This window comes from Grimontia kaedaensis (genome assembly GCF_023746615.1).
Taxonomy (GTDB): Bacteria; Pseudomonadota; Gammaproteobacteria; order Enterobacterales; family Vibrionaceae; genus Enterovibrio; species Enterovibrio kaedaensis.
The window spans coordinates 2,934,238-2,960,818 of record NZ_CP082275.1; the positions used below are offsets into that span (position 1 = coordinate 2,934,238).

General features: G+C 49.7%; 26 protein-coding genes. 9 read left to right on the plus strand and 17 right to left on the minus strand.

Going from position 1 to position 26,581, the window contains the following annotated elements; translation table 11 throughout:
• The first annotated feature begins 219 nt into the window (after nt 1-219).
• From K6Q96_RS13340 to K6Q96_RS13350, 3 genes are all read left to right on the plus strand, one after another.
• The gene (locus tag K6Q96_RS13340) at nt 220-969 is read left to right on the plus strand and encodes an outer membrane protein OmpK (protein WP_251876375.1); all 750 of its coding nucleotides are present in this window, start codon (nt 220-222) and stop codon (nt 967-969) included.
• 117 nt (nt 970-1,086) lie between these two features.
• Nucleotides 1,087-1,977: a 2-dehydropantoate 2-reductase gene (locus K6Q96_RS13345; protein ID WP_251876377.1), complete on the plus strand. Its 891-nt coding sequence runs from the start codon at nt 1,087-1,089 to the stop codon at nt 1,975-1,977.
• Nucleotides 1,964-2,563 (plus strand): DJ-1 family glyoxalase III, encoded by a 600-nt coding sequence (locus K6Q96_RS13350; RefSeq protein WP_251876379.1) that lies wholly within the window; start codon nt 1,964-1,966, stop codon nt 2,561-2,563. Before K6Q96_RS13345 ends, K6Q96_RS13350 begins: the two co-directional genes overlap by 14 nt.
• Nucleotides 2,564-2,656: 93 nt before the next feature.
• Here the strand turns inward: K6Q96_RS13350 and thiI are convergent, their stop codons facing one another.
• The 3 genes from thiI to pomA all read right to left on the minus strand — a co-directional run bounded on the left by thiI (nt 2,657) and on the right by pomA (nt 5,944).
• A complete protein-coding gene (gene thiI, locus K6Q96_RS13355) occupies nt 2,657-4,105 on the minus strand; it encodes a tRNA uracil 4-sulfurtransferase ThiI (protein WP_251876382.1) in 1,449 nt (482 codons plus the stop codon).
• A gap of 137 nt (nt 4,106-4,242) precedes the next feature.
• Complete coding sequence (locus tag K6Q96_RS13360; protein WP_062660612.1) at nt 4,243-5,172, minus strand: flagellar motor protein MotB; 930 nt, start codon at nt 5,170-5,172, stop codon at nt 4,243-4,245.
• A 10-nt stretch (nt 5,173-5,182) separates the two neighbouring features.
• Nucleotides 5,183-5,944, minus strand: a complete 762-nt coding sequence (gene pomA, locus K6Q96_RS13365; RefSeq protein WP_002537012.1) for a flagellar motor protein PomA — start codon at nt 5,942-5,944, stop codon at nt 5,183-5,185.
• Nucleotides 5,945-6,357: 413 nt separating this feature from the next.
• On the opposite strand from pomA, the gene xseB reads away from it, so the two are divergent.
• From xseB to dxs, 3 genes are read left to right on the plus strand one after another with little or no spacing between them, the layout of a single operon-like run.
• A complete protein-coding gene (gene xseB / locus K6Q96_RS13370) occupies nt 6,358-6,603 on the plus strand; it encodes an exodeoxyribonuclease VII small subunit (RefSeq protein WP_251876384.1) in 246 nt (81 codons plus the stop codon).
• Nucleotides 6,596-7,495, plus strand: coding sequence for a (2E,6E)-farnesyl diphosphate synthase (ispA, locus tag K6Q96_RS13375; RefSeq protein ID WP_251876386.1), 900 nt, complete (start codon nt 6,596-6,598; stop codon nt 7,493-7,495). The genes xseB and ispA overlap by 8 nt, the downstream gene beginning before the upstream one ends.
• Before the next feature lie 26 nt (nt 7,496-7,521).
• Complete coding sequence (dxs, locus tag K6Q96_RS13380; protein ID WP_251876388.1) at nt 7,522-9,387, plus strand: 1-deoxy-D-xylulose-5-phosphate synthase; 1,866 nt, start codon at nt 7,522-7,524, stop codon at nt 9,385-9,387.
• A 63-nt stretch (nt 9,388-9,450) separates the two neighbouring features.
• Here the strand turns inward: dxs and pgpA are convergent, their stop codons facing one another.
• The 9 genes from pgpA to glyA form a co-directional block, all read right to left on the minus strand.
• On the minus strand, nt 9,451-9,936 hold the full coding sequence (gene pgpA, locus K6Q96_RS13385; protein WP_251876390.1) for a phosphatidylglycerophosphatase A: 486 nt from the start codon (nt 9,934-9,936) through the stop codon (nt 9,451-9,453).
• 3 nt (nt 9,937-9,939) lie between these two features.
• Nucleotides 9,940-10,911, minus strand: a complete 972-nt coding sequence (thiL, locus tag K6Q96_RS13390; protein WP_251876392.1) for a thiamine-phosphate kinase — start codon at nt 10,909-10,911, stop codon at nt 9,940-9,942.
• 57 nt (nt 10,912-10,968) lie between these two features.
• Nucleotides 10,969-11,424, minus strand: coding sequence for a transcription antitermination factor NusB (nusB, locus tag K6Q96_RS13395; RefSeq protein ID WP_002537000.1), 456 nt, complete (start codon nt 11,422-11,424; stop codon nt 10,969-10,971).
• 12 nt (nt 11,425-11,436) lie between these two features.
• On the minus strand, nt 11,437-11,907 hold the full coding sequence (gene ribH / locus K6Q96_RS13400) for a 6,7-dimethyl-8-ribityllumazine synthase (protein WP_251876394.1): 471 nt from the start codon (nt 11,905-11,907) through the stop codon (nt 11,437-11,439).
• Nucleotides 11,908-12,077: 170 nt separating this feature from the next.
• Nucleotides 12,078-13,187, minus strand: a complete 1,110-nt coding sequence (gene ribBA, locus K6Q96_RS13405) for a bifunctional 3,4-dihydroxy-2-butanone-4-phosphate synthase/GTP cyclohydrolase II (RefSeq protein ID WP_251876396.1) — start codon at nt 13,185-13,187, stop codon at nt 12,078-12,080.
• Between the two features lie 36 nt (nt 13,188-13,223).
• Complete coding sequence (locus K6Q96_RS13410; RefSeq protein WP_251876398.1) at nt 13,224-13,886, minus strand: riboflavin synthase; 663 nt, start codon at nt 13,884-13,886, stop codon at nt 13,224-13,226.
• A gap of 18 nt (nt 13,887-13,904) precedes the next feature.
• A complete protein-coding gene (ribD, locus tag K6Q96_RS13415) occupies nt 13,905-15,023 on the minus strand; it encodes a bifunctional diaminohydroxyphosphoribosylaminopyrimidine deaminase/5-amino-6-(5-phosphoribosylamino)uracil reductase RibD (RefSeq protein WP_251876400.1) in 1,119 nt (372 codons plus the stop codon).
• An 8-nt stretch (nt 15,024-15,031) separates the two neighbouring features.
• The gene (gene nrdR / locus K6Q96_RS13420; protein WP_002536993.1) at nt 15,032-15,481 is read right to left on the minus strand and encodes a transcriptional regulator NrdR; all 450 of its coding nucleotides are present in this window, start codon (nt 15,479-15,481) and stop codon (nt 15,032-15,034) included.
• Between the two features lie 121 nt (nt 15,482-15,602).
• The gene (gene glyA / locus K6Q96_RS13425) at nt 15,603-16,853 is read right to left on the minus strand and encodes a serine hydroxymethyltransferase (RefSeq protein WP_251876402.1); all 1,251 of its coding nucleotides are present in this window, start codon (nt 16,851-16,853) and stop codon (nt 15,603-15,605) included.
• Between the two features lie 555 nt (nt 16,854-17,408).
• Between glyA and K6Q96_RS13430 the strand changes: the two genes are divergently transcribed.
• Nucleotides 17,409-17,978, plus strand: a complete 570-nt coding sequence (locus K6Q96_RS13430) for a DUF6198 family protein (protein WP_434802169.1) — start codon at nt 17,409-17,411, stop codon at nt 17,976-17,978.
• A gap of 73 nt (nt 17,979-18,051) precedes the next feature.
• On the opposite strand, the gene glnB is transcribed toward K6Q96_RS13430, so the two are convergent.
• The 3 genes from glnB to purL form a co-directional block, all read right to left on the minus strand.
• Nucleotides 18,052-18,390 (minus strand): nitrogen regulatory protein P-II, encoded by a 339-nt coding sequence (gene glnB / locus K6Q96_RS13435; protein ID WP_062660603.1) that lies wholly within the window; start codon nt 18,388-18,390, stop codon nt 18,052-18,054.
• Between the two features lie 100 nt (nt 18,391-18,490).
• A complete protein-coding gene (locus tag K6Q96_RS13440) occupies nt 18,491-18,928 on the minus strand; it encodes a GNAT family N-acetyltransferase (protein ID WP_251876406.1) in 438 nt (145 codons plus the stop codon).
• 131 nt (nt 18,929-19,059) lie between these two features.
• Complete coding sequence (purL, locus tag K6Q96_RS13445; protein WP_251876408.1) at nt 19,060-22,968, minus strand: phosphoribosylformylglycinamidine synthase; 3,909 nt, start codon at nt 22,966-22,968, stop codon at nt 19,060-19,062.
• Between the two features lie 353 nt (nt 22,969-23,321).
• Between purL and mltF the strand changes: the two genes are divergently transcribed.
• Both mltF and K6Q96_RS13455 read left to right on the plus strand, forming a co-directional pair.
• Nucleotides 23,322-24,827, plus strand: a complete 1,506-nt coding sequence (mltF, locus tag K6Q96_RS13450) for a membrane-bound lytic murein transglycosylase MltF (protein WP_251879648.1) — start codon at nt 23,322-23,324, stop codon at nt 24,825-24,827.
• Between the two features lie 90 nt (nt 24,828-24,917).
• Nucleotides 24,918-25,079: a hypothetical protein gene (locus K6Q96_RS13455; protein ID WP_197475308.1), complete on the plus strand. Its 162-nt coding sequence runs from the start codon at nt 24,918-24,920 to the stop codon at nt 25,077-25,079.
• On the opposite strand, the gene tadA is transcribed toward K6Q96_RS13455, so the two are convergent.
• Both tadA and K6Q96_RS13465 read right to left on the minus strand, forming a co-directional pair.
• Nucleotides 25,076-25,594: a tRNA adenosine(34) deaminase TadA gene (tadA, locus tag K6Q96_RS13460; RefSeq protein WP_251876410.1), complete on the minus strand. Its 519-nt coding sequence runs from the start codon at nt 25,592-25,594 to the stop codon at nt 25,076-25,078. The genes K6Q96_RS13455 and tadA overlap by 4 nt on opposite strands.
• Before the next feature lie 54 nt (nt 25,595-25,648).
• The gene (locus tag K6Q96_RS13465) at nt 25,649-26,533 is read right to left on the minus strand and encodes a LysR family transcriptional regulator (RefSeq protein ID WP_251876412.1); all 885 of its coding nucleotides are present in this window, start codon (nt 26,531-26,533) and stop codon (nt 25,649-25,651) included.
• Nucleotides 26,534-26,581 lie beyond the last annotated feature (48 nt).

The window sequence follows — 26,581 nt, forward strand, 5'->3', positions numbered from 1 at the left end:
TCTTCACTTCTGTTTAAACCGCTCATCCGGTCATCTTTTGAAACACCAATCTCAAATGTAATCCATTTCAACGGGATCTTAATCACATTTAGCAAACGATTGCGATTTCATTGCATTTTCTTTTTTGAGCTTTCCCATAGAATGGCGCCCGTTACGGCGGAGGTCCAACCAATAGGTGTCTTTGCCATATATTTTCTGACGGTGTAAAGAGAACAAAAGATGCGTAAATCAGTAGTAGCACTTAGCGTTCTGGCAGCAGCTGCGGCTGTTCCAGCTCAAGCGGAATACCTATACGGCTTTGGTGGCATGTACGCAGACTACCAAGTATGGAACCAAGGTTTTGGTAACGATAACGACAACTTTGGCGGTGACATTTCTGATCGTAACCAAGCAGTGATTGGTATTGAAGGCGGTGCAGGTTTCACTTGGGGTCAAATCTACGGCTTCTACGACTACGAAGGTGTTGATCGTGGTACCGGTGACCGTGGCGCATCAACTAAAGGTACTATCCACTACAACCTGACTGACTCTGGTGTAAGCCTTTATGCACAAGTGTACAACACTGACTCAGATGCAGGCTTCCACGAGCAAAACCGTGTGATCGGTCTAGGCTACACTGGTCTGAAAGGCGATGGTTGGGCATTTACTCCATTCATCGGTGTGCATGAAATAAACACTAATGGCATCAGTGGTGCCAACGGTGGCATGGCCGGTTGGGTTGGTTTCTACAATACCAACATCGGTAGCCAAAACTTCACTTTCTCTACTTGGGGTGAATACGAGTTTGGCCGTCAAGACGCATACGCAGCTGTTCAAGGTGACGACTGGGGTCTTAACGGTTCTGTAAACGCGATGTGGAACATCACTCAAAACTGGTCAACGGGTGTTCTTTACCGCTACACAGTGAACAAACTAGCACGCGAAGATTACCAAGATCTGATGATCTACCGCGTACAGTACAACTTCTAATTTAAAGAAGTAATACGAATTCAAAAGGCAGCCAATGGCTGCCTTTTTGCTTTTCAGCGTTCGGCTCTTTTATCAACAATGGTATGCTTTCATACAGTTAAACAATAAGGATGAAGCATGCGTTTTACGCTTGTCGGTGCCGGTGCGGTCGGCACGTTATGGGGATTAAAACTTCTTGAAGCTGGTCATCAGGTTCATTTTGTCACCCGCAAAGAAGAGTCTGACATAACACTGGGATTCGAACATCAGAGCCCACTGGTTTTTCCCTGCAACCAACCCATTCGAATTGAAGAAAGTGACTGTGTTCTGGTTTGCGTCAAAGCCTTCCAGGTGCTGGATGCCATCCATCTTATACAGCCTTATCTCCATCCAGATACCCCGGTAGTATTGATGCACAACGGCATGGGTACGGCTGATGCTGTTCTTCAAACACTGGACACAAACCCGCTCGTGCTTGCCACTACCTCCAATGGCGCTTTAAAACTTTCTCCATCGATATTACGACATACCGGCCTTGGAGAAACACGCCTGGGTGGTGCCAATGTCAGTGGAAAACAGTGTGACTTTCTTGCTGAGGTTTTCAACCATGCTCTACCCAGCACCCAATGGGAAAAGGATATTCAGGCAGCGCTTTGGCAGAAACTGGCCGTCAATTGTATGATCAATCCTATGACTGCACTGCGTCAGTGTCAGAATGGCGAGTTGCTTTCTGATAGCTTGCGAGAGCGCCTCAAGACGTTAAGCGAAGAGATCACTTTGGTCATGCAAGCCGAAGGATTAAACGTGACATCGGGTGACGTCTTACAACACGCGTTACAGGTCGCGAAAGCCACTGCAGAAAACCACTCTTCGATGAACCGGGACGTACATTTCAAACGCCGTTCCGAAATAGACTTTATTACTGGCTACTTGATCAGCCGAGCAGATTCATACGATATAGCGGTACCGGAAAACCGGGCGCTGTATCAAGCCATCAAGAATTTGGAGCAATCCTATGACCACGCCTAGCGTATTGGTGTGCCTTACCCAAGGCACAGAAGAAATGGAAGCCGTCACTGTGATTGACGTTATGGTACGTGCTGGATTTAACGTCACCACTGCAAGTGCTGCAGAAGATGGTGAGCTCACTTTGACTTGCTCACGTGGTGTAAAACTGACAGCAGACATTCCACTGGTCAAAGTTGCGGATGAAGAATTTGACTGCATTGTTGTGCCGGGCGGTGTTGAAGGCGCAAAAGCACTAGGTGAAAGTGCATTGGTTGTTGAAATGATTAAGCAGCAGCAATGTGACCAGAAATGGGTAGCAGCAATCTGTGCAGCACCTGCTTTGGTCATTGAGAAGAACCAGCTGTTCCCTGACGCCTATAAAACCTGCCACCCTGCATTTATCGACCGTATCCCGGCAGATAAGCAGAACAGCCGTCGAGTTTTCACTGACCACGACCACAAACTGCTCACCAGCCAAGGGCCGGGTACTGCGTTGGAGTTTGCTATTGAGATTGTGTACTTACTGGCAGGCAAAGACAAAGCCCGCGAGGTCGTAGAGCCAATGGTGATTATTCCCAACCTCCACTACGAAAAGAAATTCGCTTAATCCTGCATTGGGTATACCCCAAACAAAAAAACCGACCTCGAAAGGTCGGTTTTTTGTTTCTAAGTCTTGTCGCTGCGCTTTCTCAGATCAGCCTTACGGACGGTATACCTTCACGTTCGCGTAGCCATTTTCTTGCAGGTAGAGGGCCTGCAGTCGGCTCATCACGCCACGATCACAGTAGAGCAGATACGTTTTGCTCTGGTCCAGATCACCGAACTTGGTCGCCAGTCTGAAGAACGGAATGTGAACCACTTCCGCGCCATCAATTTCCAACGGCTTTTCATCTTCTTCTTCAGGGCTACGGATATCCAGCACCACGGCGCCGTTAGCAATTTCATCCACAAGCTCAACGTCTGGCGCTTTTTCTTTACTCAGCTTGCCGATATCACGGATATCAATGATTCGCGCGTCGTAAACCACTTTATCCAAAATGCTAAAATCGAAGCTTGCTTCTTCCGCTTCCAGCTTAGCTCTCTCGGCCTTGATGGTTGGATTGCGTGAAATCACACCACAGTACTCCGGCATGGTCTTGGCGAAATCTTCAGTACCAATCTCGCGAGCCAGATTAATGATGTCTTCTTTGTCCCAGTTGATCAAAGGACGCAGGACCAGTGTGTCAGACACATTGTCGATCATACGTAAGTTGGTCAGCGTCTGGCTCGATACTTGCCCTAAAGCTTCACCGGTCACCAATGCCTGGATGCCAAACTTTTCCGCTACCATGGAAGCCGCTCGCACAAACATGCGCTTAAGCACGACACCCATTTGGCCGTCATCAACTTTCTCAAGGATCTCCGCGACGACAGGTTCAAAATCAATGGAAATGAACTTCACTTTGGCAGAAGAACCAAACTTCTCCCACAAGTAGTGGGCGGTCTGTTGAACGCCAATCTCGTGTGCTGCGCCACCAAGATTAAAGAAGCAATAGTGAACTTTGCTACCACGCTTGATGTGCAGATAGCTGGAAACGCCGGAGTCGAAACCGCCAGATATCAGGCTTAACACATCTTCCTGTGTACCCAGTGGGAAGCCACCCTGTCCTTTAAAGCGCTCGCGAACCACATTGACGTTTTCTTTGTCTACTTCCAGATGCACAACCATGTCAGGTTTTTTCAGCTGAACACGGGCAGATTCAACATCTTGGTTCAAACCACCACCCACATAACGCTCTACATCGATAGACGTGAAGTCATGATTGCCACGACGCTTGGCACGCACGCAGAACGACTTGCCTTCCAACTGATGTGCTACCGTTGCTGATACAATTTCATAGATGTTATGCAGATCAGTAAACGGTGTTTGCTCAACTTCCAGCACATGGTGAATACCCGGCGTGTTGGTCAGCACACTGAGTGCAATATCGCGCTCAGCATCGTTTTTTAGCGAAACCTCGATATGGTCGCGACGGTTGAACACCGCCATAGCGTCTGACTTTCGCTTAAGAATATTTCGGATGTTAGTTTCCAGAATTTTCGTGAAGCGTTTCCGTACAGATTCACTTTTGACCATCACCTCAGGGTGAATTTTTACGATAAATTTCATAACAGGTTTCGCTACGGCTTTAACAAAGGCGCGGATTATACCTCAAGCATAACGTATTCGAAATAACCACACTGAAGTGAGTACAAAAACAAAAAAGGCAGCGTCAATATGCTGCCCTCTATAAAGACTTCCAACGATCAGTTTTCCTGAATAGGCTCAACCGGTGCACTCGTCGACAATTCGTCCGATTCGCGCGGTTTACCTTGCATGATGGCAATCTCAACACGGCGGTTTTGAGCACGACCTTCCGGTGTATCATTGGGCACGCGCGGTGAGGAACCCGCCAAACCTTCAACCCGCATTCTCATTGGGTCGAATCCGTCGACTTTTTCCATTTCCTGCGCGACTGATACCGCACGCTGAGCTGACAAATCCCAGTTAGAACGGTAAAGCTCAGAATCCAGAGGCGAATTGTCAGTATGGCCGGAAACACGAATCACACCAGGGACATCTTTCACCAAATCGGCTATCTGGCGAACCAAAGGACGAAACTTCGGCTGTAGGAAAGCAGAGCCAGCCGGGAACGCGCCGTTTTCACGAATGCGGATAATCAGTTGCTGGCCAAGATTTTCCACTTCAACCGCGCCTTCTTCCACTTCACGCTCAAGGGCCTGAACCACCATTTGGGCAGTACTCGACATCTGTTCGGTGTCTTGTTCCTGCTCCTGCATTGAGGCTTCGCTTGCCGTAGAGCCTCCATCCAGTTTCGCTGAATCACGCTGGGAGCCACCCGCACGGTCTGATTCTCCATCTTGAAAGTCGAGCGTGCGCTGCGTCATATCGATGGTTTGCTGCATGATAACTTCAATTGGCGTTGGTTCTGGACGGCCCGGACGGAACTCTTGTGCAATCACACTGGTACCTTTCGGGATGTCTTTTACCTCAAGCAGGTTTTGTACACCGAAAGCGAATTTCATCGAGCCAGCGATCTGCTTGAACTTCAGTACATCCATTTCCGAGAAGGACAACAGAAGTACGAAGAAACACATAAGCAGTGACATTAAGTCAGCGAAGGTCCCCATCCAAGCGGGTAGCCCGGGGGGGGGACATTTGCATTCATCATCCATACCCGACTCCTTATCCGTCTACGTCAACAGTGCGTTTCTTCTCGTTGAGGTAGTTTTTCAGGTAGCCGTCAATAACACGCGGGTTCTGACCATCCTGTATTGCCAATAAACCATCCATGATAAGACGGCGGTTCATCTTCTCCTGGTCTTTACGCAGGCGAAGCTTTGCAGCAATAGGAATCGCGATCATGTTGGCGAGCATCGCGCCGTAGAGTGTTGTCAAAAGTGCTACCGCCATCGCAGGACCGATCGCCTTTGGGTCATCCATGTTTGAAAGCATGGCTACCAGACCGATCAGTGTACCGATCATCCCCATGGCCGGGGCAACGTCAGCAAGTGCACTGTAGAACTGTGCCCCACTATCGTGTCGTTCATCGGTCATTACAATGTCTTTTTGGAGCGTCATTTTTACGACTTCAGCATCATGGCCATCTACCAGCATGTCGACGCCTTTTTTCATGAAGGAATTGGTCACTTCCATTTCTTCAAGTGCCAGAAAGCCGCCTTTACGAGCCGCATCCGCCATCTCTACGATTTTGGCAATCAGGTCTTCCGGATCATCGGCTTTGAACATGAAAGCCTTGCCTGCGATTTTAAATGCCCCGAAAAACTGACCCATGGTGTAGTTCATCAACACAACAAACAGACTGCCACCGAATACGATTAACGTTGAAGGAACGTCTACGAACATACTAATGGTGCCACCAAGCAACATCGCCATAACGATGAAGGCAAAGGCGCCCAAAATACCTAGAAGTGTCGCCAGATCCACGGAACGATCCCCTTAATTTTTACTAGCCAGAAAGAGTTGTGACGTATTCCCAAGCGACCTGAAATTACAGGTTATTAAATCGCTTGAGTATGACTGAATTCGCTGTCTGCCCTTCCGTTAACGGCAGATGTAGCGATAGATTTAGCGCATACCTTAAATTTTATACCCATCTCATCTCAAGATGCAGATTTTACTCTCAAGATTAAGCTCAATGTCTACTTCTGAATATAGGAAGTCGGACATACAATTGAGAGACAAATTTTTGCCGCTGATGAAAACACACGCAAAATTCAGGCCGTATTCGCGCTAAACCCCATAAAATCTCCCCGGCAGCGCAGATTTTCACTCAAGCGTTTGACCCCCAACAGACGCTGGGTTAACTTCTCCGCCATTCTGATACATCTGGATTTATCATGGCTGCTAAGAAACCTGAAAACATGACCTTTGAAGAAACCCTCAAAGAGTTGGACACGATTGTTAATGGCCTTGAAAGTGGTGATTTGCCACTGGATGCAGCATTGAAGCAATTTGAACGCGGGATCTCTCTGGCCCGTCAGGGACAAAAAACTCTCTCTGATGCAGAGCAACGTGTCGAGATCCTGCTCGCGCAAGACGACAACGCCCCTTTGGAAAAATTTGAAGACACGCGCGATGAGTGATACCGCTTTAACGTCCACCCTCATTCATTACCAAAATCGCAGCAACGCGCAGCTTACACATTGGCTTGATAGCCTGGGGCATGACGATCAGCCTTTGATTCAGGCGATGAAGCATGGCGCTTTGCTGGGTGGTAAACGCGTTCGTCCTTACCTGACATACGTGACAGGTAAGCTGTTTGGCGTCTCTGAAGAAGCGCTGGATACTCCCGCGGCCGCCATAGAGTGTATTCACGCTTATTCCCTTATCCACGACGATTTACCGGCAATGGATGATGACGCTTTACGTCGAGGTCAACCAACCTGTCACGTCGCCTTTGATGAGGCCAGCGCCATTCTTGCGGGCGACGCACTGCAAACATTGGCTTTTACCATTCTCGCAGAAGGTGATCTTTCGTCAGAAGGTGACGCGTACCGTATCCAGATGGTCAAAGAACTGGCAGCTGCATCCGGTGCAGCAGGCATGTGTCTTGGTCAGGCGCTGGATCTCGCAGCGGAAGGAAAGAAAGTCGATCTCGAAGTACTCGAAACGATTCACCGCAATAAAACAGGTGCTCTTATCCGTTGCGCGGTCCGCTTGGGTGCGTTGGCGGCAGGCGAAAAAGGTGTAACATACCTTTCACAACTGGACACATTTTCCAACGCCATTGGCCTTGCGTTTCAGGTGCAGGATGACATTCTAGACATCATCAGCGACACCGAAACCCTTGGAAAACCACAAGGTTCCGATCTCGAAGCGGAAAAAAGCACCTACCCGGCCTTGCTGGGACTGGAGGGCGCACAGCAGAAAGCTGAGCTTCTTTATAAAGAAGCACTACAAGCCCTGCAAGCGATCCCCTACAATACAGAGCAATTGGAACTGTTCGCCCGGTATATCATCGAGCGCAAGAATTAAAACAAATAGCGCCATAAAACGAATATATGACTCTCGATATTTCTAAATACCCAACGCTCGCGCTTGCAGAAACACCTGACGAGCTCAGAACGCTGCCACGTGACGTTCTGCCGAAGTTGTGCGACGAGCTCAGAACGTATCTGCTCAACTCCGTGAGCCATTCAAGCGGCCACTTTGCATCAGGTCTCGGTGCTGTTGAGCTGACCGTGGCGCTTCACTATGTCTACAATACCCCTTTTGATCACCTGATCTGGGATGTTGGTCATCAGGCATACCCACACAAGATTCTGACAGGTCGCCGTGAGCGCCTGACGACTATCCGCCAAAAAGACGGTTTACACCCTTTCCCATGGCGTGAAGAAAGCGAGTATGACGTGCTTTCTGTCGGCCATAGCTCTACCTCCATCAGTGCTGCTTTGGGGCTGGCCATTGCCGCCGCCAAAGAAGGTCGTGATCGCAAAGTAGTCTCCGTGATTGGTGACGGCGCAATCACCGCAGGTATGGCGTTTGAAGCCATGAACCATGCAGGTGACGTTCACGCAGACATGCTGGTGATTCTGAACGACAATGAAATGTCGATTTCAGAAAACGTCGGTGCGCTCAATAATCACCTGGCGCAACTGCTTTCGGGCAATTTCTACACCTCGATCCGTGAAGGCGGTAAGAAAGTGCTGTCCGGTGCACCACCAATTAAAGAGCTGGTTCGCCGCGCGGAAGAACATCTGAAAGGCATGGTTGTGCCAGGCACTCTGTTTGAAGAGCTGGGTTTCAACTACATAGGCCCAGTTGACGGTCACGATGTGGAAGAGCTGGTCAAAACCATCAAGAATATGCGAAACCTCAAAGGCCCGCAGTTCCTGCATGTAATGACTAAAAAAGGCAAAGGTTACGAGCCTGCGGAGAAAGATCCGATTGGCTATCACGCTGTGCCTAAGTTCAACCCGGCAGAAAATACCCTGCCGAAAGCCAAATCATCCGGCCCGACCTTCTCCAAGATCTTTGGCGACTGGCTGTGTGATATGGCGGCGGAAGACGAAAAGCTTCTGGCAATCACTCCCGCCATGCGCGAAGGCTCGGGCATGGTGCAATTCTCTAAAGAATTCCCAGACCGTTATTTCGATGTAGCGATCGCAGAGCAGCATGCGGTTACCCTTGGTACAGGTATGGCGATTGGTGGCTACAACCCTGTGGTTGCTATTTACTCTACCTTCCTACAGCGCGGCTATGACCAATTAATTCACGACGTGGCAATCATGGATTTGCCTGTCATGTTCGCTATCGATCGTGGTGGCCTGGTTGGCGCAGACGGCCAAACTCACCAAGGTGCGTTTGATCTTAGCTTCATGCGTTGTATTCCAAACATGGTGATCATGGCACCAAGTGACGAAAACGAGTGTCGTCAAATGCTTTACACGGGCCATACCCATAACGGCCCAAGTGCTGTTCGTTATCCTCGTGGCACAGGTTGCGGCGCGACCGTTGAAAAAGCCATGAGCGCATTGCCGATCGGTAAAGGTGTGGTTCGCCGTCAAGGTGAAAAGATTGCTATTCTGAACTTCGGCACCATGATGCCTTACGCCCTGCAAGCAGCAGAAAACCTGAATGCTACCGTTGCAGATATGCGTTTCGTGAAGCCATTGGATGAAGCCCTTATCGACGAGCTTGTTGCATCACATGATGTGCTGGTCACTGTCGAAGAGAATGCCATTTCCGGTGGTGCTGGATCAGGCGTCATCGAATATCTGATGAAGTCCCGCCAAATTACGCCAGTACTACAAATTGGCCTGCCGGATAAATTCATCCACCAAGGAACCCAGCAAGAGCTGCATGAGGAACTCGAGATCGACGGTAAAGGCATTGAAGCGCAGATCCGACGTTATCTGGGTGAGTAACTGTAAAAAGATATACTAAAAACGGCGCATTCAGCGCCGTTTTCTATTCCTTAAAGCCACAGATTAACTGAGCAAATACGTGTAACCCATCCAAAGTGTCACCATCGACATCAAGCCCGCCACAATATCATCAAGCATAATGCCAAATCCGCCATGGACTTGTTTATCGAGCCAACTGATAGGCCAAGGTTTTACCATGTCAAAAAACCGGAAAATGATAAATCCGGCCAAAACAACCTGCCAGTCAGTCACGGGGACGAGGAACATAGTGATCCAAAAACCAACAAATTCGTCCCAGACAATGCTGCCATGATCATGAACGCCCATGTCACCTGACGTTCGGCCACAAAGATAAACACCAATCAATGAACCCAACACAATGGCGACAGCCAGCACGATCGGAGAAAAGCTGACTAATAGATAATAAAAAGGTACCGCTGCCAGCGTTCCCATAGTGCCGGGTACAATGGGGGAAAGACCGGAGCCAAAACCTGTCGCCAGCAAATGAACAGGATTGGAAAGACGAATTTTACTAATTGGATTATCCATACATCACTCGGAGAAATGATCCCAACCACTCAGGGACCAATCGACAGGCTTACCATGCCATTGCACTGTTACGCCCTCACCATGGCGAATTTGACCAATACAGGTCACTGCGGTGTTGGTGTGTGCAAAAGCTGCATCCACCGCGCCACGGTGACTCTCGGGTACAGTAAAACAAAGCTCATACTCTTCGCCACTGGTTAGCGCAATTTTCGCTGCCGCTTCTTCGCCATCGGCAAATACAATCAACTCATCAGATACTGGCAAAGTGTCCGCATTGATAACAGCGGAGACATTGCTCGCTTTCAATATATGCTTAAGGTCAGCGACAAGACCATCAGAGATGTCCAGCGCGGAAGAGGCAATTTCACGAAGTGCCTGCCCCGCCAGTACCCGAGGCTCAGAGTAATAGTGACGATTCAGCAGGGTATTTTCTGTCTCATTCTTGGGGGCGTTACCATTCAAGATAAGATCCAATCCTGCAGCGCTGTCGCCAAGATTCCCCGTCACATATAGCCAATCCCCTGCTTTCGCAGTATCACGACGAATGGCTTTACCGGCTGGAACAAAGCCTTGAAGCGTAATGGTAATGCTCAATGAGCCTTTGGTCGTATCACCACCAACCAGTTGAACTTGATAGTACTCAGCAAGCTTGTAAAAGCCTTCACAGAACGCTGAAAGCCAAGTTTCATTTGGTTCAGGGAGTGTCAGAGCAAGAGAACACCATGCAGGCATAGCGCCCATGGCAGCAAGATCACTTAAGTTGGAAGCCAACGCTTTGTGCGCGACTTTTACAGGATCAGCATCGAGGAGAAAGTGGGTTCCTGCTACCAAAGTATCGGTCGTGACAACCAGTTGGCAGTTTTCCGGCACAGTGATGACGGCAGCATCATCCCCTATGCCCAAGTCCACATCGCGGCGCGTGACTGGCTGCGATTTAAAGTAACGGTTTATCAGGTCGAATTCGTTACCGGCCATTGTTCCATCCCTAAGAAAAAGGCCAGCGTGGCTGGCCTTTGAAGTCTTAACTCGATATTACTTTTTACGCAGCGTCGGTACCGCTTTATCCAGCACACCGTTCACGAATTTGTGGCTGTCTTCTGCGCCGAAACGCTTCGCCAGCTCAATCGCTTCGTTAATAACTACTTTGTAAGGAACGTCTTCGCGTTTGCACAGTTCATACATAGCCAGACGAAGAAGTGCGTGTTCCATTTCGTCCAGATCCTGGATTGGACGAGACAGGTAAGGACGCATTTTGCTATCCATTTCCTGGTAGTTCAGAACGACACCCGCCAGCAGATCACGGAAATAATCTACGTCAGTTTCTGGTTGGCGCAGACGTGGTTCTTCTGCTTGATGCTCTTCTTCTTCATAGTTGTCCGCTGCCAGGAATTGAGCTTCGATATCAGCTACGTTACCTTGCGTCAGTTGCCATGAGTAGATTGCTTGTAGTGCAAAATGGCGCGCGTTGCGCCGTGCGGCTGGTTTCACAGTAACCCCCGATTAGGATTCGATTTGGGACAGTAAGTTAACCATTTCAAGCGCGCTTAGTGCAGCCTCTGCCCCTTTATTACCAGCCTTGGTACCCGCGCGTTCGATGGCTTGTTCAATGGTGTCTACGGTCAGCACGCCGAATGCAACAGGAGTATCAAACTCCAGTGCTACCTGTGCCAGACCTTTGTTACATTCTCCGGCCACATAGTCAAAGTGTGGCGTACCGCCTCGGATCACTGATCCCAGCGCGATAATAGCGTCGTAACGACCGCTTTTTGCAACACGTTGTGCCACCAAGGGCAGCTCGTATGCGCCTGGGCAACGTACTACAGTAATATTGTCTTCACTTACTTGGCCCTGACGCTTCAGCGCATCAATAGCACCATCCAGCAGGCTTTCGTTAATAAAGCTGTTGAAACGGGAGATAACGATAGCAACTTGAGCATTTGGTGCTGCGAATGCACCTTCGATTACCTTCATGGGCCTTCCTATGACTTATTTATCCGGATTGAGAAACCGCGGGATTCTATCACACTTTTCTGCAAAGCCGCCAGCGCTTATGCCGCTTGGGAATTTGCATCGAATCCGGCCTGTTTCGGAATAAAAAAACGCAGCTTGAGCTGCGTTTTCTTTATCAGCGTCTTTTTAGATTAGTCGACGACGTACTCCACAACTTTAAGGCCAAAGCCTGAAAGTGCATGGTAGCGTTTATTGGTTGAAGACAACAAACGCATATCTGTCACGCCCAAGTCTGCCAAGATTTGCGAGCCTACACCAACACGACGGCTGGTGCCCTGCCACTTAGCGGCTGCCGGCTTCTCGCCTTTGTCCTGCGCTTCAAAGGTACGTACTTTGTTAATGATGGACTGGGAAGATTCTTCTTTGCCCAGAATCACCAATACACCGCCATCAGCATTGATACGTTTCATCGCATCACTCAATGACCAGCTACGCTCGGCTGAACGATCAGAATGCAGTAAATCGGTAAAGGTGTCTTGGAGGTGAACACGTACCAGCGTTGGCTGATTACTCACTTCCCCTTTACGCAGGGCATAATGCACCTGGCTGTCGATGGTGTCACGGTAAGTGATCAGATCAAACTCACCATATTCCGTCGGCAGTTTACACTCTGCGACCCGCTCAATGGTGGTTTCATTGTTGTTACGGTATTCGATCAGATCAGCGATAGTGCCGAGCTTGATACCATGCTTCTCGCCGAACGTTTCCAGATCCGGACGGCGCGCCATGGTGCCATCTTCATTAAGAATTTCAACAATCACACCTGCAGGAGAAAAACCAGCAAGACGCGCTAAATCACAGCCTGCTTCAGTGTGACCTGCCCGAGTCAGTACACCACCATCCTGAGCCATCAAAGGAAAGATATGTCCCGGCTGAACCAAATCTGCAGCAACTGCATTCGGTGCAACCGCCGCTTCGACAGTACGTGCTCGATCAGCAGCAGAAATACCCGTTGTCACGCCTTCTGCTGCTTCAATAGAAACGGTAAAGGCAGTCGAAAACTGAGCATTGTTGTCGCTGACCATCAATGGCAAACCAAGGCGTTGGCAACGATCTTTAGTCATGGTAAGACAAATCAGGCCACGGCCATACATCGCCATGAAGTTGATAGCTTCTGGCGTGATTTTTTCTGCTGCGATGATGAGGTCGCCTTCATTCTCTCGATCTTCATCGTCCATCAGGATAACCATTCTGCCCTGACGGATGTCTTCAATAATCTCTGCTGCGCTGCTGATTGGCATGGTTCTGTCCCTGTTCTTACCGGCAATCCGGTTCTGTTATCTCAAAAAACCCGACTCTGCGAGCTTTGCCATGGTCAAACCGCCTGCACCACTTTGCTGCGCTGCACGGTCGCCCATCATTAATCGTTCAAGGTAGCGGGCAATCACATCTACTTCGATGTTGACTTGGTATCCGACAGTGAAATCTTCGATCGTCGTTTCCAGAGCGGTATGAGGAACGATGGTGAGTTTGAATCGATTGCCATCCACCGCGTTGATCGTCAGACTGATACCATCAATCGTCACCGAGCCTTTCTCTGCCAAGTATTTGGCAAGCTCTGCGGGTGCTTCGAGCCAAAACTCAATCGCACGTCCTGTTTGAGTGCGTGAAACAACAGTTGCTATGCTGTCGACGTGGCCGGAAACCATATGACCGCCAAAACGCGTTGTTGGCAGCATAGCCTTTTCCAGATTCACTTTCTGACCCGCTTTGTAAGTTGCAAAAGCAGTACGGTTCAGTGTCTCACCCGATAGATCCGCAACATAACCGTTTCCAGTCATCGCGACCACGGTCAAACAAACACCGTTGGTAGCGATACTATCACCCAGTTTTACGTCCGATAAATCCAGCTTCCCACTTTCCACAGTCAGCGAAATGTCACCGCCTTTCGGGGTGATTTTCTGGATGTGACCGACCGCTTCGATAATTCCTGTAAACATATTCTTTCGCTTTAATTTCTATTCTGGCTGAGGCTTTTGCATGCGAAGACGCACGTCATTGCCGATGCAGGTCACGTCAGTCAGCTCAAAGGCAGGCACCTCACTCATACAGGTTATTCCCTGTAGGTTGACCAACCCACGGCTATCGTTGCCCATCAGTTTAGGCGCCTGATAAACAATCAGCTCGTCTACCAAGCCTGCATTCAACAAACTGCCCGCCAGCGTGGCACCCGCCTCAACCCAGATATGATTGATACCATTTGCCGTGAGAGCACGCATGGTGTTGTTAAGGTCAAGCTGTCCTGCCTCTTTGGCAACGGTGAGTACTTTTACAGCTTCAATTTCTGAGTCGGTTTGGGAAGCCGTGACAACGATAACTTCGCCTTCCAAGGAGAAAAGATGCGCCTCTTTCGCCACCTTTCTATGTGTATCAAGAATCACTCGGATCGGCTGACGCAGATTGTCTTGCGAATACTCTGCTTTTACAGCGGTAGGCAATTGCTCCCAGCGAACGTTAAGAGATGGATTGTCATCCAATACTGTCTGGCTGGTTGAAAGAATTGCACCTGCTTGAGCGCGGAAAACCTGCACATCGGCGCGAGCTTCATCCCCGGTGATCCATTTACTCTGACCATTTGCCAGTGCCGTGCGACCGTCAAGACTGGAGGCAAGCTTTAACTGTACAAACGGCAAACCGGTTTTCATCACTTTGATAAAACCTGGATTCAGCGCTTCAGCTTGCGCCTGCATTAAACCGACATCAACCTGAATACCTGCATCACGCATACGCTGTATACCGCGCCCTGCCACTTTTGGGTTTGGGTCTACCATGGCACAAACAACACGGCTAACGCCCGCAGCAATCAATGCATCAGCACAAGGAGGAGTACGTCCGTAATGGGAGCATGGCTCAAGGGTAACGTAGACGGTGGCACCTTTAGCTTTGTCACCCGCAATGCGCAACGCGTGCACTTCTGCGTGCGGCTCACCGGCACGAAAGTGAAAACCCTCGCCAGTAATATCATCACCCTGAGTGATCACACAGCCAACGTTAGGGTTAGGAGCGGTGGTGTAGATGCCACGTTTCGCCAGGTCGATGGCACGCAGCATCATTTGAGAGTCAAAAATTGAAAACATGTATCCGCTTATTTTTCCAGGCGAGCGATTTCTTCACCGAAGTCTCGGATATCTTCAAAGCTGTGATACACAGACGCAAAGCGAATGTAAGCGACTTTATCGAGTTCTTTCAGTGCATCCATCACCAAATTACCCACCAACGTCGAAGACACTTCACGTTCACCCGTTGCACGAATCGTTGATTTGATGGTGTTAATGGATTTTTCGATATCGTCTGTGCTCACCGGGCGCTTTTCGAGAGCTCGCTGAATACCGCCACGCAATTTATCTTCGTTAAATGGCTCTCTATTGCCATTGGTTTTGATGATACGCGGCATCACCAGCTCTGCAGTTTCAAACGTGGTATAACGTTCGTTACACGCCAAACACTGGCGACGACGACGCACCTGATGGCCGTCTGCGACCAGTCGTGAATCAATGACTTTGGTGTCATTCGCACCACAAAATGGACAGTGCATCTCGCCTCCTTAAACAATTGGTGAACAGTGTAACCGATTTGCAGACCTGAGAAAGCGTGAAAGTGGTGAAAACAGGCACAAAAAAAGCACCCGAAGGTGCTTTTTTCAATCAGATAGCGTCTTATGCGTAAACTGGCAGACGTTTACAGATTTCCAGTACCTTAGCTTTCGTTGCTTCGATAACTTCTGCATTGTCGATGTTATCCAGAACATCACACATCCAGTTTGCCAACTCTTTCGCATCATCCTGGGTGAAACCACGACGAGTGATTGCTGGCGTACCAACACGAATACCAGATGTCACAAACGGGCTACGTGGGTCATTTGGCACACTGTTTTTGTTCACAGTGATATTTGCTGCACCCAGCGCTGCGTCTGCGTCTTTACCTGTGATGTTCTTATCGATTAGGTCAACAAGGAGCAGGTGGTTTTCAGTGCTGTCAGAAACGATTTTGTAACCACGCTCCTGGAATTGGCCAACCATAGCTTTTGCGTTGTCTACAACGCGCTGCTGATAAGCTTTGAACTCAGGCTCCATGGCTTCTTTGAAAGCGACCGCTTTTGCCGCGATAACGTGCATTAAAGGACCACCCTGACCACCTGGGAATACTGCTGAGTTCAGCTTCTTGTACATATCTTCGCCTGCATTAGACAGGATCAGACCGCCACGAGGTCCCGCCAGCGTTTTGTGGGTAGTAGTGGTCACAACGTGTGCGTGTGGGATTGGCGTTGGGTATACACCTGCCGCAATCAGACCCGCTACGTGTGCCATATCTACGAACAGATAAGCGCCTACTTTGTCTGCGATTTCACGCATACGTGCCCAATCAACGATTTGGGAGTAAGCAGAGAAACCACCGATGATCATCTTAGGCTTGTGCTCAAGCGCCAGTGCTTCCATCTCGTCGTAGTTAATTTGGCCAGCCTCGTCGATACCGTAAGGGATGACGTTGTAGTGCTTACCAGAAAAGTTTACAGGAGAACCGTGAGTCAGGTGACCACCATGAGCCAGGCTCATGCCCAGAACCGTGTCGCCTGGGTTCAGCAGCGCCATGTACACTGCACTGTTTGCTTGAGAACCTGAGTGTGGCTGAACATTCGAGTACTCTGCACCGAACAGCTCACATGCGCGATCGATTGCTAACGCTTCTGCTTTGTCTACGTACTCACAGCCGCCGTAGTAGCGTTTGCCTGGGTAGCCTTCCGCGTATTTGTTAGTCAGTTGGGAACCTTGCGCTTCCATAACGCGAGGGCTGGTGTAGTTTTCTGACGCGATGAGCTCGATGTGCTCTTCCTGACGTGCAGTTTCTTCCTGGATCGCGGCAAACAGCTCCGCATCGTAATCAGCGATGTTCATGTCACGCTTTAGCATCTGTATCTCCTGACTCAGATAGTTCCCTGGGTACCAAGTTGACCGGATAACTCGCTTGAGCAAATCATCGGGTCAACCTGGTTTGGGTTGATTAACACCAAATTAAAAACGCCAGTATCCATGCGGACGCAAACGTTTTCGTCATTGCTTTCCTATTGGCTGCGATTCTACAAAATTTGTTGCGCAACAGGTAGTAGGAATCACATTTTTTTTGCCTGAGTGAACATGGTCTTTTCTCATTCCAATCATGAATTGAATTCACATTGACCAATGTCACAGTCTGTAAACCACAGATCTTTACACTCCGTAAGCCATTGCTGACACGAGCGCTTGCACGTGTTTACCCTGCCTCTTTCCTCCCTTATGCAATCTCATTAAGATGCCCTGCTTTTCGTCCATTTACTGTGAAAAGCGACACTGGGAAAGTTTCCAAAGAGAATCAAACATCCCAACTTTGTGTGAGTACATTCTTGCGTCGTGAATCCCTTCAAAAACGACACAATTTTAGGAGTTATTGCGTTGAGTTATCAGCCCAAACATTCACAGTTCGAAGATATGATTGCGGTCCTGTCCGGTGCGTTCATTGTGGCGCAAGGGGTGTATTTCCTTCAGCAGGCAGGTTTGCTTACTGGCGGTACGACAGGTTTGGCACTTTTGATCACCCAGTTTACAGACCTCTCTTTCGGCACCCTTTATTTTCTGATGAACGTGCCTTTCTACCTGATGGGATGGCAACGTTTTGGTACTCAGTTTGCTCTTCGAAGTGTCTTTGCCGGTGGAATGGTTTCATTAATCGTCGACCACATCTCTCACGTGTTTACCATTGGTTGGCTGCAGCCGCTTTACTGCGGATTAATCGGTGGCCTGTTGATGGGTGTGGGCATGCTGATGATCTTCCGCCATAACGCAAGCCTAGGTGGCTTCAATGTGCTGGCGCTTTACTGTCAGGACAAGTTCGGTATCCGTGCAGGCAATGTACAGATGGCGATTGATGTTGCCATCCTGCTGGCCTCGTTCTTCTTCGTTTCGCCGTGGCTACTTGCCTGCTCGGTCGTCGGTGCATTTGTTCTGAACTTAGTGCTGACCATGAACCACAGACCAGACCGCTACGTGGTTTGCTATTGAGTTCCCCCTAGCGGCGTAATGAAAACGAAAAAGCCTCCCAATTGGGAGGCTTTGAAACTTGTATGAGTGGCGATTAGATCGCTTCTTCGTCTTCTTCACCGGTACGGATACGCACAACGCGCTGAACGTCAGTGACGAATATTTTACCATCACCGATCTTGCCGGTCTGTGCCGTTTGCACGATGGTTTCAACGCACTGGTCTGCGGCATCATCCGCAACCACAATTTCCAGTTTTACTTTTGGCAGAAAGTCCACCATGTATTCCGCACCGCGGTACAGTTCTGTGTGGCCTTTCTGACGTCCAAAGCCTTTGACTTCAGATACGGTCATGCCCGTGATGCCTACTTCTGCAAGTGCTTCACGCACATCGTCAAGCTTGAACGGCTTGATAATCGCTTCAATTTTTTTCATCTCGCATTCCCTTAAATTCTGGATTAAGCAAACAGCTCAATACCTTAATTGTAACCTTACACCATCCTGTTGGCGCGGCTTTCCTTAACAAAATCCCGGATTAAACCAGAGACTTTTTCCATGTCGTGGTTTTAGTTTCTCCACAGGCAAACGGTGGCTCGTAGCCGGAATTGGTCAGCAGCGCCTGCATAGGTTTACGTCCGATCACCGCGCCGCAGTCCACTTTCAACTCGCAAGTGACGGTAGCGGCATAAGCTTCCAACGCATTCAATAGGTTTTTGCCAATGCCCTGAAGGCGGCTAGCCTGATCCACTTCAAGCAGTGTCAGCGTGGCGTCTTCTACCATGATGCCGTTATGGCGCTTTTCGTGTTGAAGCACGGCGACAGCAACAGGATCACCCTCTTTTTCTGCCACAAGCATAGGGATCTCTTGAGTGGATTGAGGATCGTTCAATTTTGCCAATGAGGGAAAACGGCGTTGCAGGGATTCCGGAACCTGTCCGGAAGGAATGAGCGTAAAGCTGATCGCACTGTCCATTGCATTTCTCTCCATAAAATTGCCGAAACACTTTACCCTTTAGCTAATACTGGATGCAATCGGATAAAAAAGCCGCTACCCGAAGGTAGCGGCTCGTGTCACAAGTTTGCTGTTTCAAACACGAGGTTTGATTAACCCAATTTGACGCGTGCGTTGCGGAACATACGCATCCAAGGGCTGTCCTCACCCCAGTTGTCTGGGTGCCATGAGTTAGCAACAGTGCGGAATACGCGTTCTGGGTGCGGCATCATAATGGTCACACGACCGTCACGAGTGGTGAGGCCAGTGATACCGTTAGGTGAACCATTCGGGTTCGCTGGGTAATCCTGAGTCACGTTGCCAAAGTTATCCAAGTAACGCAGTGCCACGGTACCTGATTGCTCAATCGCTGCAAGATGCTCTGCATCACGCACTTCCATACGGCCTTCGCCATGAGAAACCGCGATAGGCATGTGAGAGCCCGCCATACCACTCAGGAACAGAGATGGGTTCTCCTGAACCTGAACTAGGCTAAAGCGCGCTTCAAAACGCTCAGATTCGTTGCGAACGAAACGCGGCCACAAGTCTGCGCCCGGGATCAAATCGTGCAAGTTAGACAGCATCTGACAGCCGTTACACACGCCCAGTGCGAACGAGTCACCTCGGTGGAAGAAACGCTCGAACTGGTCACGCGCCTGATCATTGAACAGAATTGATTTCGCCCAACCTTCACCCGCGCCCAACACGTCACCGTATGAGAAGCCGCCACAAGCTACTAAACCGTTGAACTCTTCCAGCGAGATATTGCCTGCCAGCATGTCACTCATGTGAACGTCTTTAGCATCAAAGCCAGCGCGGTCAAACGCCGCTGCCATTTCAACGTGGGAGTTCACGCCCTGCTCACGCAAAATTGCCATTTGAGGACGCGCGCCCGTTGCGATAAACGGTGCCGCCACATCTTCCTGAACATCGAAAGTCAGGTTCGCTGACAGACCTGGGTCAGTAACGTCTTTCTTCGCATCAAACTCTTGCTGAGCACCGTTTGGATTATCACGCATTGCCTGCATTTGATAAGTGGTTTCCGCCCAAATGGTACGAAGCTCTGTGCGGTTCTGATCCAGCACCAGTTCGTTACCATTCCAGATACGGACAGCATCGTCTTCTGTCAGGGTACCAATCACATGGCTACAGGTTTCCAGACCGTGTGCAGAAAGCGTCGACAGCACTGAATCCAGATCTTCGGTGCGAACCTGAACCACAGCGCCCAGTTCTTCGTTGAACAGCGCTGCCAGCTCGTCGCTGCACTCGCCTTCAGCAGATAGGGTGTTGATATCCACCTCCACACCTACATGACCAGCAAACGCCATTTCCGCCAGTGTCACGTAAAGACCACCGTCACCACGATCGTGGTAAGCCAGCAGTTTCTCATCGCGAACCAGTGTTTGCATTGCGTTAAAGAAGCCTTTCAGCAGCTCTGGGCTGTCAACATCAGCAGGTTTGTCACCCAACTGCTTGTAAACCTGCGCCAGCGCAGTCGCACCCATGCGGTTTTGGCCTTGGCCAAGGTCGACCAGCACCAGTGCACTGTCGCCTTTGTCTGTGCGGAGTTGAGGCGTTACTGTCTTGCGTACGTCTTCAACACGGCCGAATGCGGTAATGATAAGAGACAGTGGCGAGGTGTTTTCTTTCTGCTCGCCATTCTCGTCCCATCGGGTCTTCATAGACATTGAGTCTTTACCCACAGGGATGGTCAAATCCAGCGTTGGACATAACTCTTCACCCACCGCTTTCACTGCTTCATAAAGGCCAGCATCTTCACCTGGGTGGCCTGCGGCAGCCATCCAGTTTGCAGACAGCTTTATGCGCTTCAGGTCACCGATGTCAGAACAAGCAATGTTAGTCAGGGATTCAGCGACTGCCAGACGCGCAGACGCAGCAAAGTCCAGCAGTGCAACTGGCGTGCGCTCACCCATCGACATGGCTTCACCGTGGTAAGTGTCGTAGCTTGCTGCCGTTACCGCACAGTTCGCCACAGGCACCTGCCAAGGGCCGACCATTTGGTCACGCGCAACCAAACCGGTTACTGTGCGGTCACCGATGGTGATAAGGAAAGTTTTCTCTGCCACTGAAGGCAAACGCAGCACACGCTGGGTGGCTTCTTCAATGTTGATGCTGTCACGGGCAATTGTCTGACCTTCCACTTTCAAAGAGGTCACGTCACGGTGCATTTTCGGTGGCTTGCCAAGCAGAATATCCATTGGCATGTCAATAGGTGTATTATCGAAGTGGCTGTCTTCCAGCGTCAGGTGACGCTCTTCAGTTGCCTCACCGACGACCGCATAAGGCGCACGTTCGCGTTTACAAATCGCATCAAACACGTCCATGTTTTCTGGCGCAACCGCCATCACATAGCGCTCTTGAGATTCGTTACACCAGATTGCCAATGGGCTCATGCCTGGTTCATCATTTGGTACATCGCGCAGTTGGAATTTACCGCCGCGCTCACCGTCATCCACCAGCTCAGGTAGGGCATTAGAAATGCCACCCGCGCCCACATCGTGAATAAACGCAATTGGGTTTTGCTCGCCAAGCTGCCAACAACGGTCAATCACTTCCTGACAACGGCGTTCCATTTCTGGGTTCTCACGTTGAACAGAAGCGAAATCCAGATCTTCGGTCGACTGGCCAGAGGCCATTGAAGACGCAGCACCACCACCCAGACCAATGTTCATAGCAGGACCGCCCAGAACAATCAGTTTCGCGCCAACTGGGATTTCTTTCTTCTGCACATGCTGATCACGGATGTTACCCATGCCGCCTGCAATCATGATTGGCTTGTGGTAACCACGCACTTCTTCACCGTTGTGTGAGGTCACCTTTTCCTCGTAAGTACGGAAGTAACCCAGCAGGTTCGGACGGCCGAATTCGTTGTTAAATGCGGCACCACCCAGAGGGCCTTCCAGCATGATATCCAGCGCGTTAACAATGCGGTTTGGCTTACCGAAGTCAGTTTCCCAAGGTTGTTCAAAACCAGGGATACGAAGGTTAGATACTGTAAAACCAACCAAGCCCGCTTTTGGCTTACCACCGATACCGGTAGCGCCCTCATCACGGATTTCGCCGCCAGAACCCGTTGATGCACCAGGCCATGGAGAAATAGCAGTTGGGTGGTTATGGGTTTCCACTTTCATCAGGATGTGCGCTTCTTCCTGATGGTAGTCATATTGGCGAGACTCAGGGTTCGGGAAGAATCGACCCACATTAGAGCCCGTCATAACAGCTGCGTTATCTTTATATGCAGACAACACATATTCACTGTTGTGCTCAAAGGTGTTCTTGATCATCTTGAACAAGCTCTTGTCCTGTTCAACACCATCGATGGTCCAGTCTGCGTTAAAAATCTTATGACGACAGTGCTCAGAGTTTGCCTGTGCAAACATCATCAGTTCGATATCGTTAGGGTTACGACCCAGTTTGGTAAAGCTTTCTACCAAATAGTCAATTTCGTCTTCCGCCAACGCCAGACCCAACTCAACGTTGGCTTTTTCCAGCGCTTCGCGTCCACCACCCAAGACATCGACCGCCGTCATTGGAGCAGGCGTTGCCGCTTGGAACAATGCAGAAGCTTCATCGAGTTGGCCAAATACCACTTCCATCATGCGATCGTGAAGCAGACCAGCCAGTACTTTTTGCTGCGCTTCAGATAGCTCGCCAGACAGCTCAACATAGTAAGCAGTGCCACGCTCAAGGCGTTTGACTTGAGCTAAGCCACAGTTACGGGCGATGTCAGTAGCTTTAGAAGACCAAGGGGAAATGGTGCCGGGGCGTGGTGTAACAAGGAAGAGGGTTCCTGTAGGTGCATGCTCTGCGATGGTTGGACCATAAGTGAGCAGGCGATCCAGTTTTTGCTTCTCGTCCTCACTTAAAGGCGCGCTGAGATCAGCAAAATGAATATACTCAGCATAGAGGCTGGTCACAGGCAAGTCGTTTGCTTCGCAGCTTTCCAGCAGTTTTTGGACTCGAAATTCGGACAGAGCGGGGGAACCACGCAAAATTTCCATGTGCGTACGTCTCTCGGTTAGCGGTGAATTAAAGTAATATTGACCTAACCCCATGATTTACATTGCGCAAATGAGATGGGAAAGCCATGTCGATACCACTTCTAAAGGCTTCGGGGCGGTATTATAGGGGAAAAAAGTGAGCGACGTAACACTTGACGCAACCGTTTGCGCAACTTTTTTTGACTGACGTTTATTGTCACTATTCTGAGGATTGCCCAAGTAACGGTTGCGGCTTAACTTTCCGCATACGGCCAGCTTTGATATAACAGTCGTCAAACTTTAGAGGTAGGTATAACTTTTTGAACTCGAATGCGGTAAAACGAACCTATCAACTACTCACTGGCTTTTTTCTGATGCTGTTCCTCGCAGGCTGCGAGTGGAAGTATGATGACAGAACAGCGCTGGAAAAAATTCGCGATCGCGGCGTATTGCGCGTTGGTACACTGAACAACCAGCTTTCTTATTACATCGGTCCCGACGGCCCAACCGGCCTCGACTATGAACTTGCCGCTCAATTTGCACAAAGCCTAGGCGTTAAACTTGAGATGCAACCAGCTTACACACTGTCTGGTCTGTTTCCTGCTGTTGAACGTGGCGATGTCGACATCATTGCTGCGGGCTTAACCATCACCAAGGACCGTCTAGAGCATTTTCGTCCTGGGCCCGCTTATTACTATGTCAGTCAGCAGTTGGTATATAAGAACGGTCACTGGCGTCCACGTAATCTGACAGAACTGAATAAAGATGGCGCACGCGTTGCGGTGGTTGAAGGCTCCAGCCATGCTCTTACCCTTCAGGCAATTCAACGCGAATACCCAGAGCTTATCTGGGAGAGCGTAAAAGACACCGACGACGATGAGCTCCTAAAACAAGTGGCTGACGGCAAGCTGGATTTCACTATCGCAGACTCGGTGGATATTGCGCTGGTTCAGCGCACCCACCCAACCATCACGGTTGCACTAGAGCTGACCGAGGATGAACCTGTTGCCTGGTTTATGAAGAAGACACAGGATGACAGCGTTTATGCCCTGATGATCGAGTTCTTCGGCAAGAAGACCCAAAGTGGTGAATTAGCAGCACTCGAAGAGAAATATTTTGGCCATGTCGGCAGCTTCGACTTTGTCGATACACGCGCCTTCCTGCGTGCAATCGAATCCAAATTGCCTGAATGGGAGCCATTATTTAAGAAATACGCCGATGAGTTTGACTGGCGTTTACTGGCTGCCCTTTCTTATCAAGAGTCTCATTGGAATCCCCGCGCCGTTTCACCGACCGGTGTGCGTGGCATGATGATGCTGACACTACCAACAGCAAAATCAGTCGGCGTGAAGAACCGATTGGATCCTGAGCAAAGCATCCGCGGTGGTGCTGAATACTTGCGTAAGATGCTGCATCGCGTGCCTGATAGTGTCAACGAGCACGAGAAAATCTGGTTCGCGCTGGCCTCTTACAACATTGGCTTTGGTCACATGATGGATGCTCGACGCCTGACCAAGGCGCAAGGTGGAAACCCCGATTCTTGGGCTGATGTGAAACAGCGTTTGCCACTCCTAGCTAAGCGTCAGTACTACAAGCAAACCCGTTATGGTTATGCGCGAGGTTATGAAGCGCTAAGCTACGTAGAAAATATACGTCGTTACTACCAGAGTATTGTCGGCTATGAGCAGGATAAAGCAGAGGCTATAACCAGTGATGTCGCTGACGACCTTGAGGGCTTGCAAACTATCAAAGTAGAAGACGTGCCAGGCGAAGGGGTCAGTGAAGTGATTGATACCTTAGAAGCCATACCTGTGGCCGATGATGCTGAGAACAAAGACAAAGCACTAGAAACTCAAGAAGAAGATAGTGAGAAAAACTAGTTTGAATCTGTCATCCTGCTTTCATAAAGGACGACTATAAATACAAATAAGCGCAGCCGGGCTGCGCTTATTTTTTCAAAAGGAATAACGATGTTTGCAAAAAAACGAAAGGTACAGGCTAACTTTGCCCGTAACTCCAGTGCGGCGTCGAACCGTCGCAAGCGTCAACGTAATGTGGCACTGAAGAAGGTGCTATGGCGCCAACGCACTTTCGCTATTCGCGAATTCGCTATGATGGACGAGAGTTTCTAATTATCTTCAGAAGGGTTTTGCGCTGCTTTACGCGCTTCTTTTTCCGCTTTCTTCTCTGAGCGACGACGGCGGAAAAATGCCTGTAACTGCTCGCGACACTCCTCTTCTAACACGCCTCCCTGATACTGGACACGATGGTTAACACCTTCATAGCTCAGCAAATTCATGACACTTCCCGCCGCACCGGTCTTATAATCCGGTGCCCCAAATACTACCCTGCCAATCCTACTGTGCACCATGGCGGACGCACACATTGGACAAGGCTCCAAAGTGACATAAAGCACTGCATCTAATAGGCGGTAGTTTTGCAATACTTTACCTGCCTGGCGCAGTGCCATCATCTCCGCATGTGCCGTGGCATCATGCTGGCCGATCAAGCGGTTCCAGCCTTCTCCAATGACGACACCATCATGCACGACAACTGCACCGACGGGAACTTCGCCTTCGGATTCTGCTTTGCCTGCCAGCTCCATCGCCCGGCGCATAAACTGCTGATCTAATTCACTCTCTGTCACTTTGTGCCTTTACTTCAATCTTGCTCTGCGGCGGAGTATATCACTCCATGCCACCTAATCCTTAGCCTGATTCGCCAGCTTTGCCGCCAGAAAATCCACCAACAATTTAACGCGAAGGGGCTGCAAACGACGGTGGGGGAACAGCGCCCAAATCCCCTCTTCCAAATCCTCATAAGCATTGAGCACCTTGACTACCTCACCGCTTTCAAGCGCTTCCTGCAGATAATAGTCAGGGAGCTGAATCAAACCATTGCCTCGAATAGCTGCGTCCAATAATGCTATGCCGCTATTACACCGCAAGTTACCGCGAATACGGACAGATCGCTCCTTGCCCTCCTCTCTAAAACGCCAATAGTCATGTTGCCCACGCAGGCAGTTGTGTTGTGCCAGTTCAGAAAGGGTATGAGGGGTGCCAAATTTGGAAAGGTAATCCGGAGAACCACAGACAATAAGACGACGTGTGGCAAGACGCTTGCATACCATGGATGAGTCCACTAAGCGTCCTAGCCTTAACGCCACATCACAGGAAGAATCAACCAGATCTAACGTCGCGTTAGTCAGATCTATCTCTACCTGGATCTCTGGGTACACGTCCATAAAATCCAGGATCAACGGCATCACCACTTTTTCCCCATAAGTCACAGGCGCTGTCAGCTTAATGTGTCCATTCGGCGTCTCGTGCAACTGCGTTACTGCACTCTCCGCCTCTTTCAAGCCATCAGCCAGCAGCCGACAATGCTGATAGTAAATATCACCCTCTTCTGTCGTAGAAACCTTCCGCGTGGTTCGAAATAGAAGGCGGGTATTGAGTCGTTCCTCAAGCAATGCCACCTGACGGCTCACATGCGCCGTTGATGCCCCCAACCGCTTTGATGCTTTGGTAAAGCTGGCTGTTTCAACCACTGCCAAAAACTCTGAAACCCCTTGCCAGTCTGACATTATTTCTCACCAGTAAAAGTTAATTGCAATCCAAGTGGATTATCACAC

Bases quoted from the DNA above. Each gene is read 5' to 3' on its own strand.
- K6Q96_RS13340 (WP_251876375.1), top strand. From the start codon at position 220: ATGCGTAAATCAGTAGTAGCACTTAGCGTTCTGGCAGCAGCTGCGGCT.
- K6Q96_RS13345 (WP_251876377.1), top strand. From the start codon at position 1,087: ATGCGTTTTACGCTTGTCGGTGCCGGTGCGGTCGGCACGTTATGGGGA.
- K6Q96_RS13350 (WP_251876379.1), top strand. From the start codon at position 1,964: ATGACCACGCCTAGCGTATTGGTGTGCCTTACCCAAGGCACAGAAGAA.
- thiI (WP_251876382.1), bottom strand. From the start codon at position 4,105: ATGAAATTTATCGTAAAAATTCACCCTGAGGTGATGGTCAAAAGTGAA.
- K6Q96_RS13360 (WP_062660612.1), bottom strand. From the start codon at position 5,172: ATGGATGATGAATGCAAATGTCCCCCCCCCGGGCTACCCGCTTGGATG.
- xseB (WP_251876384.1), top strand. From the start codon at position 6,358: ATGGCTGCTAAGAAACCTGAAAACATGACCTTTGAAGAAACCCTCAAA.
- ispA (WP_251876386.1), top strand. From the start codon at position 6,596: ATGAGTGATACCGCTTTAACGTCCACCCTCATTCATTACCAAAATCGC.
- dxs (WP_251876388.1), top strand. From the start codon at position 7,522: ATGACTCTCGATATTTCTAAATACCCAACGCTCGCGCTTGCAGAAACA.
- pgpA (WP_251876390.1), bottom strand. From the start codon at position 9,936: ATGGATAATCCAATTAGTAAAATTCGTCTTTCCAATCCTGTTCATTTG.
- thiL (WP_251876392.1), bottom strand. From the start codon at position 10,911: ATGGCCGGTAACGAATTCGACCTGATAAACCGTTACTTTAAATCGCAG.
- ribH (WP_251876394.1), bottom strand. From the start codon at position 11,907: ATGAAGGTAATCGAAGGTGCATTCGCAGCACCAAATGCTCAAGTTGCT.
- ribBA (WP_251876396.1), bottom strand. From the start codon at position 13,187: ATGCCAATCAGCAGCGCAGCAGAGATTATTGAAGACATCCGTCAGGGC.
- K6Q96_RS13410 (WP_251876398.1), bottom strand. From the start codon at position 13,886: ATGTTTACAGGAATTATCGAAGCGGTCGGTCACATCCAGAAAATCACC.
- ribD (WP_251876400.1), bottom strand. From the start codon at position 15,023: ATGTTTTCAATTTTTGACTCTCAAATGATGCTGCGTGCCATCGACCTG.
- nrdR (WP_002536993.1), bottom strand. From the start codon at position 15,481: ATGCACTGTCCATTTTGTGGTGCGAATGACACCAAAGTCATTGATTCA.
- glyA (WP_251876402.1), bottom strand. From the start codon at position 16,853: ATGCTAAAGCGTGACATGAACATCGCTGATTACGATGCGGAGCTGTTT.
- K6Q96_RS13430 (WP_434802169.1), top strand. From the start codon at position 17,409: ATGATTGCGGTCCTGTCCGGTGCGTTCATTGTGGCGCAAGGGGTGTAT.
- glnB (WP_062660603.1), bottom strand. From the start codon at position 18,390: ATGAAAAAAATTGAAGCGATTATCAAGCCGTTCAAGCTTGACGATGTG.
- K6Q96_RS13440 (WP_251876406.1), bottom strand. From the start codon at position 18,928: ATGGACAGTGCGATCAGCTTTACGCTCATTCCTTCCGGACAGGTTCCG.
- purL (WP_251876408.1), bottom strand. From the start codon at position 22,968: ATGGAAATTTTGCGTGGTTCCCCCGCTCTGTCCGAATTTCGAGTCCAA.
- mltF (WP_251879648.1), top strand. From the start codon at position 23,322: ATGCTGTTCCTCGCAGGCTGCGAGTGGAAGTATGATGACAGAACAGCG.
- K6Q96_RS13455 (WP_197475308.1), top strand. From the start codon at position 24,918: ATGTTTGCAAAAAAACGAAAGGTACAGGCTAACTTTGCCCGTAACTCC.
- K6Q96_RS13465 (WP_251876412.1), bottom strand. From the start codon at position 26,533: ATGTCAGACTGGCAAGGGGTTTCAGAGTTTTTGGCAGTGGTTGAAACA.